We start from the raw sequence: 16,854 nt of genomic DNA, 5'->3' as shown, positions 1-16,854 counted from the left end.
GAGAGACTCCTTCGGAGCCGGAACAGGCCGCGTGGGTACGCGGCCTCGGATCGCGTGGCTCAGGACAGCACCGGGCACAGGTGTTGCCGGAGCCGAGAATGGTGAGATTTTCAGCAGCGTCGGGGGAGTTCAATCAGTTGCCCGCGCCCCGTGTCCGGGGCAACGGAACACCCCGGGTCCCGTCCGGAACGACGGTCAGAAAACGGCGCGTCCCCGGACGCCGGTTCCGCCGTACGGGCGGGGGCCTTCCGCGTGCAGGACGGCGGCGATTCCCGCCGTGACCGATCGCACGCGGGGGTCGTGATGCCACCGGTTGAGGGCGCGGTTGAGCCTGCGCAGCTCGGAGCGGATGGTGGCGGAGTCCACCATCGGCAACGAGGCCGTGACATGTGCGGCGACCGCGCAGGCGTGTTCGAGCTCGCCGCAGTCGGCGAGGGCGAGGGCCAGCCGGGCGCCGTGGCGCGCTCTGGCTCTGCGGGCCGTCTCGGGCACGGTGTCGAGACCTGCCGCGAGGGTGCCGGCCGCTTCCTCGGCCCGCCCGAGGTCGAGCAGGCACCATCCGGACACGAAGCCTGTCGGGTCGTCCATGTGCAGGCTGCCGAGCACGGGCGGCCCGTCCGGGTCCGGAGGGCCGTCGGCGGAAGCGGCGGACATCAGTGAGGCGGCCCGGTCCAGCGCGTGGCGGCAGGCGGAGTCGAGGCCTTGAAGGGCGTATCCCTGCGCCTCGCGCTGGGCGGCGAGCCCTTGCACCCGTGGATTGTCGGTCTGCCGGGCGGCGTGCAGGGCGAGTTCGACGGTGCCGCGGGAGTCCTCGGCGTAGAGGGCGATCTCCGCGCGCCTGATGAGGGAGTAGGCGACGAGATCGTGGTCATCGCAGGCGGCGGCCAACGCGGCGGCCTGGTCCGTCCACCACAGCGCCGCGGAGTCGTCGCCGGTTTCCTGGGACATCCAGCCCGCGTACTCCGCGAAACGGCCGGCGAGGCGCAGGAGCGAACTTCGCTCGGCGCCGGGCGCGGTACCGGCGAGAGTCCGCAGGGCGTTTGTGGCAGTCACGAGAAGAGGGGAGACCACTCCGGGACCCAATGTCTGTCCCAGCGCGCGGCACTCGTCGAAGAGCGCACGGAAATGAGGTAAGGCGAGGCTGCGCTCACCTTCTCCATCGGGATTTTCCGGCAGGCGCCAGGACATGACCGCGGGTTTCTCGGTGGGATCCGACAGGGCCCTTGGGCGAAAAGCCATAAAGTCGTTTCCGCGGTCCACCGAGAGGTGCAGTGTCCAGGGCGCGGACCAGGTGTCCGCGGTGGCGGCGGGAGACGCGGCCCTGGACTCCTCCCCCTGGGCCGAGGTGCCCGTCTGCGGGCCGGCCAGCGAACTCAAGGCCCCTTCGGCGTGGAGCGCGCGGTCGCAGGCGCGGGCGAGTTGAACGCTCGGGCGTTTCCCTCGTTCGACCTTGCTCAGGTGACTCTTGGAGAAATTGACCAGGTCCGCCAGCTTGGAAAGGGAGAGACCTGCCTCTTCTCGACGTCGGCGCAACTCAGGCCCGAACGCCTTTGCGATTTCCATCAATTGAACCCCCCGAACGACGGCTGCACCGCTGAAGTGAGCGCCGTGCAGTTCGTCTGATCCTCTTTTTATCCAGCCAATCTTGGCTCAAACCAAGGATCTTCACGAAGGGCACACAAATAGGAGTGCGGATCGCCCGATCAAGAAGCGGGCGCCCAAGGAAGCGCCAGGCCGTCCTCCGGGTATCGGGGAAGAACATGCAAATGCAGATGGAACACCGTTTGTGTGGCGCTTTCCCCGCGCGAGGTGATGATGTTGCATTCACCGAGGTCGGCGGCCAACTCCGCCGCCCGGCGCATGGTGCGCGCCGATACGGCGGGATCCACCCCGACGTCCGCCACATGGGCACGAGGGATGACCAGAACGTGTCCGGGTGTGACCGCGGCGAGCGGCACGATGGCCAAGGTGTCCGGCCACTCCCGCAGCACTCGAGCAGGGGCCACCCCGGCGACGATGCGGCAGAACGGGCACGACTCCTGCACGGGGTACGGGGACGATCCGGCGGATCGCGGACGCGCCCCGGGGGCGAGCTCTGCACTCACAGGGATGTCTCCCGGCTTCCTGGACGCCTCAGCGCGTCCGCGCCCAGCTTAGGGTCGGCGCGGACGCGGGCTGCGGCTCGCCCTGCAGGCGTCACTGACGTCGAGTACGGGGTCTTCAGCAGATCGGTGGATCAGCGGATCAGCGTGTCCCGTCACTGTTGTACCCGCGGCGCACCATCGGCGCGACGAGCACCGGTTCCCCCTCGTCCCGTACCACTGGATCGCCGGACAGGAGTGCCCCCGTTCGTCACCGCCGCTTCAACCAGAGTTCGCCCCGTCGACATCCGGCCGCCTTGTCCGCAGGGCAACTGCCCGGCGAAGCGGCGACGTCGGCGGGCCGGAGGCCGGACGTGTCCGGACGTGGATCGGTGAACGGGAGTGTGACCCATGGGTGGGTTTGTGGAGGCCTTGCTGGTGAAGGTCGGGCTGATGGTGGCCGAGGTGATCCTCGCTCGGCTCGCGTACGAGTTGTACTGGGCGTACGTCCGGAACCGGCAGGCCGGCACGGCGACCGTCTGAGTGGTGTACGCGTGGCGGCGCAGGCCGCGCCGCCACGCGGACGACTTCTCCTCAGCTTCCGGTACCGGTCACCGGTACGGATTCCGTTTCGTGCGCGGGGCGCGGGCGGTGCGCGGGGGCTTCACGTGTGCCCCGGACCACCCAGGTCGCTCCGGCGACCACCAGAGCCACTGGCCATTCGATGGCTCCCGCCAGGGCGAGGGCGCTCAGGCCACCGTAGTAGACAAGGTCTTTCGTCGGCGGTGGCGAGGGCAGCCAGCCGGTGACGGTCCGCGTATTGCTTGCGAGGTCACCTGGCGTGAAGTAGGGGATCGGCAGCTTGGCATGCAGGGTGTGCATGGTCAGGTGCTGGTCGTTCTCGTGGGCCTCGACGTGCACGGATTCCTCCGGCGGCGAGGCTTCGTGCACGGTGACGGTGTCCCGCTTGCTCTTGGCTGGACTGGGCATCTCAGCTCCTGTCTCGTTGCCTGAGAGTGCTGTGCGTACCCGTGCCCGGTCGGGTCACGCCGATCCTCCGGTTGTCCCGGTCTGCCGGGTGCGAAGGCCGAATCGCGACCGTGTCCCGGGGGTAGCTGTGCGGGAGGATACCTACCTCGGGGCCGCCAGGCTGCGGAGAGGTGGGCCGCACTATGTGGAACCTCGGAACAGTCTCTGTGCGGGCGCTGGTACGGCCGCTCCTCACCGGCCTGGGAGTACCGTTCGACGCGCGGGCCCACCTGCGCGGTGAGCGCATCCACATCGCGGTGCGCGGGCTCGGGGGCACCGGAGCCGAGCGTCTCGCCCGCGCCTGCGAGCAGCGGTTGGCCGCCGTGCCAGGGGTGCGCTGGGTGGCGGTCAACAGCCATCTCGGGCACGTCGTCGCCGCCGTCGACGACACCGTGGACCGCGACCGGACGGTCGAGGTCCTGGCCGACGCCGCCCAGGCGCTGGAGGACGAGCACGAGGCCGACGGCGCACTGCCCGCTCACCCCTGGCTGCCCGTGGCGACGCGCCAGGCACAGGTGGTGCTCGCCGCTCACCTGACGGCCGTGCCGGTGGCCCTGCTGGCACGACTGGCGGGCCGGGCTCCGCTCCCGGAACTGACGGTCTCCGTGCTGAATACCCTGGACGCGCAGCCACGCCTGCGCCGCTCGGTGGAGCGCGTCCTCGGGCTGCAGGACACGGAAGTCGTCCGGGCCCTGTTCGGCGCGGTCATCAACGCCGGCTCCGGCCTGAGCCTCGGCCTCGGCGTCGACGCGCTGCGCCATGCCCTGCGCCTGGGGGAACTCCGCGCCCAACAGACCGCCTGGCAGGCGGCGGAGGCGCACCTGACCGGCACCGCCGAACGGTTCGCCGCGGCCGGCGTGCGCCCGATGCCCCGTGAGGTGCCCCTGCGCGCCGGTGCGGTGGAGCGGTACGCCGACCGTGCCGCGGCCGTGGCGGGCGCCTCGTTCGCCGGGACGCTCGCGATGACCCGCCAGCCCCTGCGCGCGGCGGGCGCGGCCGTGTCGGCGATTCCCAAAGCGTCCTGGCTGGCCAGGGAGGCATTCGCCTGTGTGCTGGGGCGGGGGCTGTCCCGGCGTGGCCTGCTCGTCACCGACAGCGCGGCGTTGCGACGGCTCGACCGTATCGATGTCGCCCTCCTCGACGTCGACTCCCTCCTGACCGGCCGGTACCTGCTCACGGACCTGCTTCCCGTCGAGGCGAGCGAGGAGGCGGGGGAGATGGCCGCCGCGGCACACCGGCTGTTCGATCCGCAGCGCCTCGATCAGGCGCACGAGAAAGGGCGGTGGCGGCTCGATTCCGTGGACCGCTGCCCGCGACCGGATCCGCAGAGCACGGAGTCGTACCCCAAGTACGTCGACGCGCACATGCAGTTGGAGCAGAGCGGCGCCCTCCAGGTGCTGGGTCTGGTGCGCGACGGCCGGCTGCACGCCCTGGTCGGAGTGGTGCCGGAAGCGGACGAGGCGTGGGACGGGCTCATCGCCGCCGCGCGGCGCGCCGGCCTCACCGTGCTGACCACGCAAGGGGACTTGAAGGCGCCCGAGGTGACGGGCGGGGACAGGGTGGTCGAGGGCGGCGCCCGGCTGACCGACTCCGTCCGGGCGGCCCAACGCGACGGTTCGGGCGTGCTGCTGGTGTCACGACAGCGGGACGCCCTGGCGGCCGCCGACCTCGGAGCGGGAGTCACCGGCACCGACGGGAAACCGCCGTGGGGCGCGCATGTCCACATCGGGTCCGCGCTCGGCCAGGCGATCGTGCTGCTGGAAGCGTGCGAGGCCGAGCGGACCGTCGCCCACTGGGGCGTGCGGCTCGCCCAGGTGTCCGCCGGTCTCGGAGCGGCGAGCAACGCGGTGAGCGACGTCCTCGTCCGCCGTCCCCTCGCGCGCAGTCTGCTGACCGTGAACGGGGTCGCCGTGCTGGGCCTGGCCGCAGCGGTGTGGTCCGCCGCGCGCGTGCTGACGCGGCCCGTTCCCGGCGCGGCGGTGCCGCCCGCGTGGCACGCGATGGACCCGGCCACGGTGCTCGCCAGGACCGGAAGCGCGGAGCAGGGGCTGACGGCCGATCAGGTGCGGGCGCGGCTGCGGCCGTCCCCGCGCACCGCCCCGCCGTCCCTGGCACGTGCGTTCGTCGCCGAGACGGCCAACCCCCTCACCCCGGTCCTCGTCGGCGGGGCCGCCGTGTCCGCCTCGGTCGGCGCGGTCCTGGACGCCGCGATGATCATGGCGGTCACCGCGGCGTCGGGCCTGATCGGCGGCGCCCAGCGCTACCGGGCGGACCGGGCGGCGGCCCGCCTGTACCACCGCTCGGTGATCCCGGCCCGGGCCGTCCGCGACGGGGCGGAACAGGAGATCCCCGCGCAGCGGCTCGTCGTCGGGGACGTCGTGAGCCTGCACGCGGGCGACGTCGTGCCCGCGGACTGCCGGCTGCTGACGGCCGACGGAGCGGAGGCCGACGAGTCGGCCCTGACCGGCGAGTCGCTGCCGGTGGCCAAGTCCGCCGCCCCGGTCCTGGCCCGACACCTCGCCGAGCGCTCGTCCATGGCCTACGAGGGCACCACCCTGGCCGCCGGACACGCCCGGGCCGTCGTCGTCGCCACCGGCACGGCCACCGAAGCCGAACGCGGCACGGAATTCGGCGAGGACGCCCCGCAGACCGGGGTCGAGCGCCGCCTGGGGCAGATCACCAGGGCCGCGCTGCCCGCGGCCCTCGCCTCGGCGGGAGCCGTGGTGGCGGCGGGACTGCTCCGCGGCCGCCAGGTCCGCGAGACGATCGGCGCAGCCGTCGCACTGGCCGTCGCCAGTGTGCCGGAAGGACTGCCGTTCCTGGTCACCGCCGCCCAACTCGCCGCGGCACGACGCCTGGCGGCCACCCATGGCGTCTTCGTGCGTAACGCCCGCACCATCGAGGCGGCCGGCCGTACCGACGTCCTGTGCTTCGACAAGACCGGCACGCTCACCCACGGGCGCCTCGACCTCGCCTCCGTCCACGCCCGGGGACGCACCCGATTCCTCGACGAGCTGGAACCGCACCATCGCGCGGTCCTGGCGGCGGGCCTGCGGGCCACGCCCCGCGCGCGCGGCAGCCGCAGGCTGGCCCACGTCACCGACCAGGCCGTCGCGAGCCGCGCCCGCGCGCACGGCGTACGCCGGGACACAGCGGCGCCCGGGTGGAAGCACACCGCCACCTTGCCGTTCGAGCCGAGCCGCGGATTCCACGCGGCCCAGGGCCACTACCGTGACGGGCTGCTGCTGTCCGTCAAAGGCGCACCCGAGAAGGTCGTGGCCCGCTGCACCACCCGAGACGGCCGGCCCCTCGACCGGTCCGGCAGGCGGGCGGTGCTGACGGAGGGAAAGAAGCTGACCGCGGACGGACACCGTGTTCTCGCCGTCGCCGAACGCCGCTACCCCGCCGGTGAGCGGACGCCGGACGACAACGAGCTCGCCGACGAGGACGTCACAGGGCTCGACTTCCTCGGCTTCCTCCTCCTCGTGGACCAGGTACGCGGCGGCGCCGCTGAGCCGATCGCCCGACTCGGCGCGGCAGGCGTGCACATCGTGATGATCACCGGGGACCACCCCGGCACAGCCGAGGCCATCGCCGAAGAGCTCGGCCTGGTCAACGGACACCGCGTCGTGACCGGCGCCGAACTCGACGCCCTCGACGACGACCGCCTCGACGACCTGCTCCCCACGGTCGGCGTCGTCGCCCGCGCCACGCCCCACCACAAGGTCCGCGTCGTCCGTGCCTTCCAACGCAAGGGCCGCACGGTCGCCATGACGGGCGACGGAGCCAACGACGCCCCCGCCATCCGCCTCGCCGACGTCGGCATCGCCTTCGGCCGGCGCAGCACCCCGGCCGCTCGCGCCGCCGCCGACCTCGTCGTGACCAACGGCCGCCTCGAACCCGTCCTCGCCACCCTCATCGAAGGCCGCGCCCTCTGGGCCACCGTGCGCCAGGCCCTGGCCATCCTCGTCGGCGGAAACCTCGGGGAGATCGCCTTCGCCGTGACCGCCGCGACCCTCACCGGCCAGTCCCCGCTCACCGCACGGCAGTTGCTGCTCGTCAACCTGTTCACCGACCTCGTCCCCGCGGTCGCCGTCGCCACCCGCCCGCCCCGCAGGGCCCTGGCATCCGAATCCCTCAAAGAGGGCCCCGAGATCTCCCTGGGCGCCGCCCTGACCCGCGAGACCGGCATCCGCGCGGGCGCCACCGCGCTGGCCGCCCTCGGCGGATGGCTGCTGGCCCGCCCCACCGGCCGCGCGGCCCGGGCCCGCACCGTCGCCCTGCTCTCGCTCGTCGGCGCCCAACTGGGCCAGACCCTGCTGGCCGGCCACCGCAGTGCGACCGTCATCGCGGCCGGCCTCGGATCCGCAGCCGTACTCGTCGCCGTCGTACAGACCCCGGGGGTCAGCCACTTCTTCGGCTGCACCCCGCTCGGCCCCGTCGCATGGACCATCGCCGCGGCCTCCAGCGTCGCGGGAACAGTGATGGCAGGTCTGCTGATCCGGAGGTCCCGCGCCAACTCGTCGCAGCCTCCGCGGCATGCGCCCGGGGCGTGGTCGAGCTCCGGCGACGCGAGGGGCGATGAGGCTGCCCCATCAGGAGAAACAGGGTTGGCCTTGCCTTAGCTAACCAAGGTGACCACGGACCCGGTCGGCTCCACCCCGCTGGTGATCCCGATCGGCCGCCACGACGTCCCCGACGTCTGAGGGACCGCCCAAGTCTCTCGAAGGCGGACACATGGGCACCGCCGTGTTGGATCAATCTCCAAGATCTGCACGGAAGTTGATCGGAGATCTTTCGTGACGTATCGAGGGCCGTAATAGTGAGGCGGCGCGGAAGTTTGTTTCCGTATCGCAGAACAACCGTCTCGTAGGAGTGCCCGTGCCGCACGCCACCGGAAGTATCGTCCGTCGCGCAGGACGTGTCCTGCGCACCAGTCTGTTCGCACAAGTTCTGTTCGCCCTGCTGCTCGGAGTCCTGGTCGGAAGGCTGTGGCCGCAGATCGGCTCGTCGCTGCAACCACTCGGTGACGGATTCGTCCGCCTCATCAAGGCGATGATCGCCCCGCTCGTCTTCTGCGTCGTCGTCGCCGGCATCACCAAGGCCGGCGACCTGAAGGCGTTCGGCCGCATCGGTCTCAAGGCACTGATCTGGTTCGAGGTCGCCACCAGCGTCGCCTTGGTCGTCGGGCTCGTCGCGGGCAATGTGCTCGCGCCGGGCGCCGGCATGCACGTCGACCCCGCCAAGCTGGACCAGAGCGCGGTCGACGACGCCACGGGCGGCGGGCACCTGCCGTCCACCGCCCAGTTCATCCTGGAGTCGCTGCCGGACAGCGCGGTCGGCGCCTTCGCCGAGAACTCGCTGCTCCAAGTCCTCGTCCTCGCCTGCCTCGTGGGCGCCGCGCTGCTGCACCTGGGACAGCGCAAGGTGCCCCAGATCCTGCCGTTCATCGAGCAGGCCCAGGACGTCGTGTTCACCATCGTCGGCTACATCATGAAGCTCGCCCCGCTCGCGGTCTTCGGAGCCACCGCCCACCTCGTCGGGGAGTACGGCGTGGGCGCGATGTCGACGTACGGAAAGCTGATCGCCGTCTGCTACGGCGTCGCCCTCGCCTTCCTCGCCCTCCTCGCCCTCGCGCTCAAGGCCGTGACCGGCCTGAGCCTGTGGAAGTTCGTCCGCTACACCCGCGAGGAACTGCTGCTCGCGCTGGGCACCGGATCCAGCGAGACCGTGATGCCGCGGATGATGCAGAAGCTGCGCGCGGCGGGCTGCCGGGACGATGCCGTCGGCCTGGTCCTGCCGACCGGCTACTCCTTCAACCTCGACGGCGCCTCCATCTACCTCTCCATCGGCACCCTGTTCATCGCCCAGGCGATCGGCGTCGACCTGAGCCTCGGCCAGCAGATCACCGTCGTCCTGATCCTCATGCTCACCAGCAAGGGCATGGCGGGCGTGCCCGGTTCGGCGTTCCTCGCGCTGTCCGCCACCGCCTCCGCGCTCGGAGTGATCCCGGCCGCGGCGGTGGCCCTGCTCCTCGGCGTCGACCGGATCATGGACTCGATGCGCGTCGCCACGAACCTGCTCGGCAACTGCGTCGCCGTCTTCGCCGTCTCCCGGTGGGAGGGCGCCCTGGACCGGGTCACGGCCAAGAAGGTCCTGAACGGTGAGGAGCCGGCCGCCCCGGCGGCGCGCGCGTCCGCAGGGGAGCCGGAGAGCGCGCCCGCCGCGACGCACCCGGAGACCTGACCGGAGGGACACGGGCGGTGGGCCTCATGCGAAAGTGAGTACGCGCACTCAGGCCCACCGTCACCGCCCCGGCCGACGATGAACCCACCATCGCCCGAGACCGGGAGTCCCCTTGCTCAGTCGCCTCGCCGCCCTGCTGGTGCCGACCGTCGGCCGCCTGACCGTGACCACGGACGACGACGCCGCGCTCGCCCCGGGCAGCCTGATCGTCGCCAACCACACCTCGCTCACGGACCCGGCCGTCGTGCTCGCGGCGCTGCACCGCCTCGACGCGCGGCCCGTCGTCATGGCCGCCGCGGGACTGTGGCGGACCCCGCTCCTCGGCCGCGCCCTCACGCGCGACGGGTACATCCCCGTGCACCGCGGCGACCGCCGGGCCGCCCGTGCCCTGGACCTCGCCGCGGCCGCGCTGGGGGAGGGGCGCCTGCTGCTCGTCTACGCCGAGGGCGGGATACCGGCCCGCGCCGACGCGGGCGAGGCCGCCCCGCGCGCGTTCCGCAGCGGGGTCGCCCGGCTGACCGAGCGCACCGGGGCACCCGTCGTGCCGGTGGGCCAGGCCGGGGCGCGGCGCATCAGTTCGGGCAGCGTGGCCAAGCAGGTCGCCGGGGTGCTGACCGCGCCGCTGCGCCGACCGGCCCTGCACGTCCACGTGGGGGCACCGCTCACCCTGACCGGCGGCCGGATCGCCGCCACACGCCGCGCGCACGGCGCCGTCACGGACGCCTGGCGGACCGCCGCCGCGCACCTCGGGGCGCTCGCGGGACCGGCGGCCGGCAGCGCCCGGCAGGCCGGGTGACCTCGACCCCGCGTACGCTCGTCCCCGTGTCCGCCTCCCGCCTGCATCGCGTCGCCGTCCTGGTCAGCGAGGGCGCCAAGCCGCTCGACGTGGGCATCCCGGCCCAGGTGTTCACGACCCGCGCGAGCATGCCGTACGAGGTACGGGTGTGCGGGGCCGCCCCCGGCCCGGTGACCGGTGGGGACGGGCTGTCGTACACCGTCGCCCACGGCCTTGAGGCGCTCGCGTGGGCCGACATCGTGTTCGTCCCCGGCTACCGGTTCCCGGACCGCGACGACCCGCCGCCCGCTGTCGTCGACGCGCTGACGGCCGCTCATGAGCGGGGCGCCCGGCTGGCCGCCATCTCGACGGGCGCCTTCACCCTCGCCGCCACCGGACTGCTCGACGGGAAGCGCGCCACGACCCACTGGCACTACACCCGGGCGCTCGCCGCGAAGCATCCGCGGGTGCGGGTCGACGAGAACGTCCTGTTCGTCGACGAGGGCAGCGTGCTCACCTCGGCGGGTGCCGCCTCCGGCATCGACCTGTGCCTGCACGTCCTGCGCGGCGACCTCGGCGTCGCCGCGTCGAACCACGCGGCCAGACGCCTCGTCGCGGCCCCGTACCGCAGCGGCGGCCAGGCCCAGTACGTGCCCCGCAGCGTCCCCGAACCGCTCGGCGAACGGTTCGCCGCCACCCGCGAATGGGCACTGCACCGCCTCGGCGAACCGCTCACCCTGGAAGCCCTCGCCGAGCACGCGGCGGTGTCACCGCGGACCTTCTCGCGGCGCTTCGTCGACGACACCGGCTACACGCCCATGCAGTGGGTGATGCGGGCCAGGATCGACGTGGCCCGCGAACAACTGGAGCGCTCGCAGCGCAGCGTCGAGCAGATCGCCGCCGACGTCGGCCTCGGCACCGGCGCGAATCTGCGCCTGCACTTCCAGCGCATCCTCGGCACGACACCGAGCGAGTACCGGCGCACCTTCGGCCGGCAGGCGTAGCCCGCGACCTGCGGCGGAACCGGTTGGCAGGATCCTTGCGGACCGTGGCGATCGTGCCGCTGTCACCCGGGGGCGCCGCGCGCGAGTGTTGAGGGCGAAGAGAGAAGGGACATTTCTCATGACTCGTATCGCCATCAACGGATTCGGCCGCATCGGACGCAACGTGCTGCGCGCCCTGCTCGAACGCGACAGCAAGCTGGAGGTCGTCGCCGTCAACGACCTCACGGAGCCCACCGCGCTCGCGCGGCTGCTCGCCTTCGACTCGACGGCCGGCCGGCTCGGCCGCCCGGTGAGCGCCGACGGCAGCGACCTCGTCGTCGACGGCCACCGCATCAAGGTGCTCGCCGAGCGGGAGCCGGGCCGGCTGCCCTGGGCCGAACTCGGCGTCGACATCGTCCTGGAGGCGACCGGCCGCTTCACCTCGGCCGGGGCGGCCCGCGCGCACCTCGACGCGGGCGCGAAGAAGGTGCTCGTCAGCGCGCCGTCCGACGGCGCCGACGTCACGCTCGCGTACGGCGTCAACACCGACGCGTACGACCCGGAGCTGCACACGATCGTCTCGAACGCCTCCTGCACGACCAACGCGCTCGCCCCGCTGGCCGCCGTCCTCGACGAACTCGCCGGGATCGAGCACGGGTTCATGACGACGGTGCACGCCTACACACAGGAGCAGAACCTTCAGGACGGCCCGCACCGCGACGCCCGCCGGGCCCGCGCCGCCGCCGTCAACATCGCACCGACCACGACGGGCGCCGCGAAGGCGATCGGCCGCGTGCTGCCGAACCTCGACGGGAAGCTGTCGGGCGACTCGATCCGGGTGCCGGTCCCGGTCGGCTCGATCGTCGAACTCAACACGACCGTCGCGCGGGACGTGACGCGCGACGACGTGCTGGCGGCCTACCGCACGGCGGCGCAGGGGCCGTTGGCCGGAATCCTCGAGTACTCGCAGGACGCGCTCGTCTCGTCCGACATCACCGGCAACCCGGCCTCGGCGATCTTCGACTCGGAGCTGACCCGTGTGGACGGGCGGCACATCAAGGTCGTCGCCTGGTACGACAACGAGTGGGGTTTCTCGAACCGCGTCATCGACACGCTGGAGCTTCTCGCCGGCCGGTGAGCGCGCCCGCGGTGTTTGCGTGTGCCGAAGACGGCTAACCGCACACCATGACGTATTCACGAGACGACGAGAACAGGACGAGGACGGCACGCAAGGCGGCGGCGAAGGCGGAGTCCGCCGCAGAGGCCGCGGGCCGCGCCGCCGAGTCGGCCGGCACCGGGGCGGCGCGTGCCGCGACCGGCGCCGGTGAGGCCGCCGACCGGGCCGCGACCACGACCGGGGCCGCCGTCACCACCGCGCGCGACAACGTCACGGCCGCGGCCGGGCAGGTGGCCTCCGCGGCCACGACCGCGTGGACCGCGCTGAAGAACCCCAAGGTGATCGCGGCGGGGGCCACGGTCGGGGTGTCCGCCCTGACCGCGGCGTCCTTCGTTGCGGGACGCCGCGCGGAACGCGCCGGCCAGGGACCGGTCACCCGCCTCACCGGCGGCCGCGTCTGACCGCCGGCCGGGGACGCGGGCGGGCCTGAGGGGTGACGAACCGCCTCAGGCCGCCAGGAGCCGTGCGAGCCGGTCCAGGACGACGTCGATCTCCCGGTCGGTGAGCGGGACGAGTTCCAGGAGGAGTTCCCCCTGGTCCTGGGCGTGGTCCAGGACCCAGATCGCCGGGGAGCCCGCGCGCAGGGACCGGGCCAGTGCCGCCGCGTCCGGCCCACCTCCTGCGGCGTCCACCCCGAGCTTCGCGCGGGGGAAGGGCAGCCCGGTCGGGTCGGCGGCGAGCGTCGCACGGATCCCCGGCAGGGCGCCCGCCCGCTCCACGAAGCGCGCGACCTTCTCCGTCTGGGCCCGGCGCCACGCGTCGGGATCGGTGTCCTGCCGCACCTGAAGCGCGGCGAGCACCCCGAGGACGGCTTCCTTGCCGGCCTTCATCGCCCGGCCGATGCCCTTCTCCTGCGCCCGCACCGCGCGCACGGGACCGGCGCCGCCGAGCACCACGCCGGCGGTGGGGGAGCCCAGGTACTTCTGGCCGCTCACCAGGACCAAGTCGGCTCCTGTGCCGAGGAGTTCGGTGATACGGAAGTCCTGCGCCGCACCGTCGACCACCGCCGGGACCCCGCGCCGGTGGGCCGCCGCCACGGCGTCCGCGAGCGGCACGCAGGCCCCGCGCACCAGGCGTGAGGACACGAGCAGCAGGCAGGCCGTCGCGGGGTGGGCGAGTTCCCGTTCCAGGTCGGCGAGGGTGCAGTCGTCCCCGGTCCCCGCGAGCACGGGGGTCGCTCCCGCCAGGCGGATGTCCTGCACGAGCGGATGGCCGTAGTGCACCGCGTGCCCCGCCGGGAGCACCACGCGGGTGGGCAGACCGCTGGTGTCCGGCAGCGCCGCGATCCGCTCCGGCGACGTCCCGGTCATCGACGCGGCGACCGCCAGCGTGATCGCCGAGGAGGTGCAGTGCACGACGGTCGCCGCCTGCGCGCCGGTGGCCTCGGCCAGCACCCGGCTCGCGAGGTCTTGCAGCTCCTCCATGACGAAGAACTCGCCCAGCGCCGCGGCCGTGGCGGCCCCGACCCTCGGATCGCTGCGCGACACGCCCAGCGGTGTGAACGGCCCCCTGGCATTGATGACCTGAGTCAGCCCGTACAGATCGTGAAGTCCCATGGCGGGCATCCTGCCCCGCGGCCGCCGCGACGGGTGGACCGGCCCTCGCGGGCCGCGCCTCAGGACCGGTCGCGCACCTCGGTGAGCAGCCCGTACAGGACGACGTTGCCCGTGTAGCCGGTGCGCTTGCTGTACGAGCCGCCGCAGGTGATGACGCGCAGTTCGGGCAGCCCGGTGCTGCCGTAGACCCGGCGGTCGGGGAAGTGGGTCTTGTCGACGACGTCGATGCCGTGGATCTCGAACACGGCGGTCCTGCCGTCGGCGCGGTCGACCTCGATGTGCTCGCCCTTCTTCAAGGAGCCGAGCCCGTAGAAGACGGCGGGACCCTTCGCGTTGTCGACATGGCCGTCGATGACGGCGGTGCCGCGTTCACCGGGACTGACGGCGTCCGTGAACCAGCCCGCCAGATTGGCGTTCTCGGGCGGCGGCGCGTCCAGCCAGCCTTCGCTGTCCCGGCCGACCCGGGTCAGCGGAGCGTTCACCCCGATCTCCGGGATGCGCACCCGCACGGGCGCGGAGGCCGGGAGCGGATCGGCGGGCGGCGTCGTGGTGCCGAGCTTCGCGGCTCCGGGGTCGGGCTGCGGCGGGCCGTCCGCCTGGGACACACCGTGGTGCACGAGCAGCACGCCCGCCAGCAGGATCACGGCGAGCAGCGACCAGGAGGGGCGGCGGGCCTTCGACGGGGCCGACGACACGGGCGGGGTCCCTGCCTGTCAGGAGCCGTCGGTGCGACGCTTGCGCAGCCGCAGGTAGCCCACACCGAGCGCTCCGGCGATCAGGGCGCCGCCCGCCGCCATGAGCGCGGGGTCGGTGCCGCCCGAGCTGCCGCCGAGCCCGGCCTTCACGCCGCGGTTGACGGTGGTGCCGGGATCGGTGTTCCCGGTGGCGATGGTGAGGGACGTCGTGCCCTTTTCGCCGTTGCATTCGAAGGTGACGTCGTACTGCGCGCCTGGCTTGGCGTCCGGATAGACCCGCGCGGTGGCGGAGTGGCCCTCATTGAGCTCGACGTTGTCGAAGATCGGGGCCGTCACGTGCACCGTCGGAACGTCGCATTCCGTGGAGCTCAGGGTGACCGTGCCGCCCGCGGCGACCGTGCGCGGCGAAACGGTGAATCCGAAGGACGTGACATCGGGCTGCGTACCCCCGTCGTCGGCCACGGCGGCCGGCGAGGCGAGGCCGATCACGGTGAGGGAGACGAGCGCGGACGAGAGTACGGATATGGAGCGCATGCGAGTCCTCCGGAGAATAGGCGACTCCTGCGACGTTATGAGGACCGGCCCGAGCCGACCATTTCGTGGGGCCGAATGGGGGTGGTCCAGGACAATAAACCGAAAAGCATTTCCGGGGGAGCGTGTTGCTGATCGGGACGTCTCGGCGATTTGCCTATCTTTGGACCGCGTAACCAGCTCGGACAACTCCCGGAAAAGAACAGCGAGTTGAATATGAATCGCATGAAGTACGCGTCCGCCGCCGCCCTGTCCGCCCTGGCGGTGCTGACCGGCCCGGTGGCCGCGGCGGCGCCCGGGCACACCGCGACGGTCCAGGCCGTGCGCCCGTCGATCAGCGCGAAGGCGACGGTCGGCAGCGTCAAGGCGTGGCAGCAGTTCCGCGTCTACGGGAAGACCCAGCATCTGCGCGCGGGCACCCGGGTGACGCTCCAGCAGTGGCAGGGGAACCGCAAGCACTGGGTGCCCCTGCCGATCACCATGACCACCAACCGCACCGGCGGCTACGACCTGCGCGTCAAGCTCGGCCTGATCGGGCACAACTCGCTGCGCATCGTCGGCGGCGGCGCCGTCTCCCCGGTCGTGCACGTCAACGTGCACCGCTGACCGACACCGGTCGGGACCGAAGGGCGCGCGGCCGTCGACGGGTGACGGCCGCGCGCCGGTCAGCGTGAGGCGTGCCGCTTGCGCAGCCGCCTGCGGACGAGGACGGGGACGCAGGACAGTACGAGGAGCGCGGCCGCGGCGCCGAGATGGCGGCCGATGCCCGGACCGGAGTCCGTGGTCTCCACCGATGCGGCCGGCGCGGCCGGCGCGGCTGCGGCAGCAGCAGCCAACTTGCTTGCTGTGGAGGGGCGTTGGGGTCCCGCGCCGTGCACCAGGCGCAGCGGCGCCGTGTCGAAGCCCCAGTCGAGCAGGGCGCGGCTCTCCTCGTAGACCGCGTTGGACGAGTCCTCCTGCGGATTCATCACCGTGACCAGGATCGTGCGGCCCTTGCGGGTGGCCGCCGTCACGAGCGTGTTGCCGGCCTGCGAGGTGTACCCGTTCTTGACGCCGATGAGCCCGCGATAGGGCTCCACCCCGTGCGAACCGACCAGCAACCGGTTGGTGTTCTGGATCTCGTACGCGCGCGGGCCGCCGGAAGCCGGGAAGCGAGCCCACTTGGTGCCCATGTAGCGCCGGAAGTCGGGGTTCCTGAAGCCCTCCCTGGCGATCAGCGCCAGGTCGTGCGCGGAGGAGAACTGGCCGGGCGTGTCGAAGCCGTCGGGCGAGCGCACCTGGGTGTCGCGGGCGCCGATCCGGCGGGCGGTGGCCTGCATCTGGGTGAGGGTGCGCGACAGCCCGCCGTTCATCCGCGCGAGGGTGTGCACGGCGTCGTTTCCGGAGCTGAGGAACACCCCGCGCCACAGATCGGCGACCGTGTACCGGCTTCCCTCGTCGACCCCGACCAGGCTGCTGCCCTCGGCGACCTCGGCCAGATCCGCCGACGTCGCCTTGTGCACGACGTCCTGACGGAGCTTCGGCAGAAGGGTCACCGCGAACAGTGTCTTGAGCGTGCTGGCGGGCGGCAGCCGGCGATGCGGCGCCTTCGCGGCCAGTACCTGCCCGGAGCCGGCGTCCATGACTTCCCACGACAGCGCCGACAGGGACGGCACGGCGGGCGGCGCCGGAGCCGGGACCGCGGCCCGTGCCGGACCGGCGACGACCCCGGCACCGATCGCCGCGCACAGCCCTGACGTCACAACTGCCTTGGTAATACCAGGGTAAAAGCCGATGAATTT

The 16,854-nt window shown here is 72.6% G+C and carries 16 protein-coding genes; 9 read left to right on the top strand and 7 right to left on the bottom strand.

Annotated elements, in window-relative coordinates; genetic code table 11:
• Positions 1–195: 195 nt before the first annotated feature.
• Entirely contained in the window at positions 196–1,491 is a 1,296-nt protein-coding gene (locus ACVHNB_RS23715; protein WP_456228937.1) for a transcriptional regulator, read from the bottom strand.
• Here ACVHNB_RS23715 and ACVHNB_RS23710 point away from each other — a divergent pair.
• Positions 1,390–1,623 (top strand): hypothetical protein, encoded by a 234-nt coding sequence (locus ACVHNB_RS23710; protein WP_456229011.1) that lies wholly within the window; start codon positions 1,390–1,392, stop codon positions 1,621–1,623. The two genes, ACVHNB_RS23715 and ACVHNB_RS23710, sit on opposite strands and share 102 nt — an antisense overlap.
• 80 nt (positions 1,624–1,703) lie before the next feature.
• Here the strand turns inward: ACVHNB_RS23710 and ACVHNB_RS23705 are convergent, their stop codons facing one another.
• Positions 1,704–1,958, bottom strand: coding sequence for an HIT family protein (locus tag ACVHNB_RS23705; protein ID WP_456228936.1), 255 nt, complete (start codon positions 1,956–1,958; stop codon positions 1,704–1,706).
• 534 nt (positions 1,959–2,492) lie between these two features.
• Between ACVHNB_RS23705 and ACVHNB_RS23700 the strand changes: the two genes are divergently transcribed.
• Positions 2,493–2,624, top strand: a complete 132-nt coding sequence (locus tag ACVHNB_RS23700) for a hypothetical protein (RefSeq protein ID WP_428956678.1) — start codon at positions 2,493–2,495, stop codon at positions 2,622–2,624.
• A gap of 51 nt (positions 2,625–2,675) precedes the next feature.
• Here the strand turns inward: ACVHNB_RS23700 and ACVHNB_RS23695 are convergent, their stop codons facing one another.
• Complete coding sequence (locus tag ACVHNB_RS23695) at positions 2,676–3,071, bottom strand: hypothetical protein (RefSeq protein WP_456225813.1); 396 nt, start codon at positions 3,069–3,071, stop codon at positions 2,676–2,678.
• A 206-nt stretch (positions 3,072–3,277) separates the two neighbouring features.
• Here ACVHNB_RS23695 and ACVHNB_RS23690 point away from each other — a divergent pair, with 206 nt between their 5' ends.
• The 6 genes from ACVHNB_RS23690 to ACVHNB_RS23665 all read left to right on the top strand — a co-directional run bounded on the left by ACVHNB_RS23690 (position 3,278) and on the right by ACVHNB_RS23665 (position 12,692).
• Positions 3,278–7,735, top strand: coding sequence for an HAD-IC family P-type ATPase (locus tag ACVHNB_RS23690; protein WP_456225812.1), 4,458 nt, complete (start codon positions 3,278–3,280; stop codon positions 7,733–7,735).
• 256 nt (positions 7,736–7,991) lie between these two features.
• Positions 7,992–9,356 carry a cation:dicarboxylate symporter family transporter gene (locus tag ACVHNB_RS23685; protein WP_428956681.1) on the top strand — a complete coding sequence of 455 codons (1,365 nt, stop codon included), beginning with the start codon at positions 7,992–7,994 and terminating at the stop codon, positions 9,354–9,356.
• A gap of 112 nt (positions 9,357–9,468) precedes the next feature.
• A complete protein-coding gene (locus ACVHNB_RS23680) occupies positions 9,469–10,152 on the top strand; it encodes a lysophospholipid acyltransferase family protein (RefSeq protein ID WP_428956682.1) in 684 nt (227 codons plus the stop codon).
• Positions 10,153–10,178: 26 nt separating this feature from the next.
• Entirely contained in the window at positions 10,179–11,135 is a 957-nt protein-coding gene (locus ACVHNB_RS23675; RefSeq protein WP_456225811.1) for a GlxA family transcriptional regulator, read from the top strand.
• Positions 11,136–11,253: 118 nt separating this feature from the next.
• Positions 11,254–12,252: a type I glyceraldehyde-3-phosphate dehydrogenase gene (gene gap / locus ACVHNB_RS23670; protein WP_428956684.1), complete on the top strand. Its 999-nt coding sequence runs from the start codon at positions 11,254–11,256 to the stop codon at positions 12,250–12,252.
• A gap of 47 nt (positions 12,253–12,299) precedes the next feature.
• The gene (locus tag ACVHNB_RS23665; RefSeq protein ID WP_456225810.1) at positions 12,300–12,692 is read left to right on the top strand and encodes a hypothetical protein; all 393 of its coding nucleotides are present in this window, start codon (positions 12,300–12,302) and stop codon (positions 12,690–12,692) included.
• Between the two features lie 45 nt (positions 12,693–12,737).
• On the opposite strand, the gene ACVHNB_RS23660 is transcribed toward ACVHNB_RS23665, so the two are convergent.
• Genes ACVHNB_RS23660 through ACVHNB_RS23650 form a run of 3 tightly spaced genes read right to left on the bottom strand, consistent with a single transcriptional unit; the run spans position 12,738 to position 15,076 of the window.
• Positions 12,738–13,847, bottom strand: a complete 1,110-nt coding sequence (locus tag ACVHNB_RS23660) for an aminotransferase class V-fold PLP-dependent enzyme (protein WP_428956686.1) — start codon at positions 13,845–13,847, stop codon at positions 12,738–12,740.
• Between the two features lie 59 nt (positions 13,848–13,906).
• Positions 13,907–14,542, bottom strand: a complete 636-nt coding sequence (locus tag ACVHNB_RS23655; RefSeq protein ID WP_428956687.1) for a class F sortase — start codon at positions 14,540–14,542, stop codon at positions 13,907–13,909.
• An 18-nt stretch (positions 14,543–14,560) separates the two neighbouring features.
• Positions 14,561–15,076 carry a hypothetical protein gene (locus ACVHNB_RS23650; RefSeq protein WP_428956688.1) on the bottom strand — a complete coding sequence of 172 codons (516 nt, stop codon included), beginning with the start codon at positions 15,074–15,076 and terminating at the stop codon, positions 14,561–14,563.
• 222 nt (positions 15,077–15,298) lie between these two features.
• Between ACVHNB_RS23650 and ACVHNB_RS23645 the strand changes: the two genes are divergently transcribed.
• Positions 15,299–15,679, top strand: a complete 381-nt coding sequence (locus ACVHNB_RS23645; protein ID WP_428956689.1) for a hypothetical protein — start codon at positions 15,299–15,301, stop codon at positions 15,677–15,679.
• A gap of 59 nt (positions 15,680–15,738) precedes the next feature.
• Here ACVHNB_RS23645 and ACVHNB_RS23640 read toward each other — a convergent pair whose 3' ends face one another.
• Positions 15,739–16,815, bottom strand: a complete 1,077-nt coding sequence (locus tag ACVHNB_RS23640) for a D-alanyl-D-alanine carboxypeptidase family protein (RefSeq protein ID WP_428956690.1) — start codon at positions 16,813–16,815, stop codon at positions 15,739–15,741.
• Positions 16,816–16,854: the final 39 nt, after the last annotated feature.

The sequence above is a fragment of the Streptomyces sp. YJ-C3 genome (assembly GCF_053891275.1).
Note: the sequence above shows the minus strand (reverse complement) of the source record. Positions and strands in the feature narration are given on the sequence as shown.

What these genes read in the sequence shown, in the direction of transcription:
- ACVHNB_RS23700 (WP_428956678.1), top strand. Translation starts at nt 2,493, where the DNA reads ATGGGTGGGTTTGTGGAGGCCTTGCTGGTGAAGGTCGGGCTGATGGTG.
- ACVHNB_RS23695 (WP_456225813.1), bottom strand. Translation starts at nt 3,071, where the DNA reads ATGCCCAGTCCAGCCAAGAGCAAGCGGGACACCGTCACCGTGCACGAA.
- gap (WP_428956684.1), top strand. Translation starts at nt 11,254, where the DNA reads ATGACTCGTATCGCCATCAACGGATTCGGCCGCATCGGACGCAACGTG.
- ACVHNB_RS23665 (WP_456225810.1), top strand. Translation starts at nt 12,300, where the DNA reads ATGACGTATTCACGAGACGACGAGAACAGGACGAGGACGGCACGCAAG.
- ACVHNB_RS23660 (WP_428956686.1), bottom strand. Translation starts at nt 13,847, where the DNA reads ATGGGACTTCACGATCTGTACGGGCTGACTCAGGTCATCAATGCCAGG.
- ACVHNB_RS23650 (WP_428956688.1), bottom strand. Translation starts at nt 15,076, where the DNA reads ATGCGCTCCATATCCGTACTCTCGTCCGCGCTCGTCTCCCTCACCGTG.
- ACVHNB_RS23645 (WP_428956689.1), top strand. Translation starts at nt 15,299, where the DNA reads ATGAAGTACGCGTCCGCCGCCGCCCTGTCCGCCCTGGCGGTGCTGACC.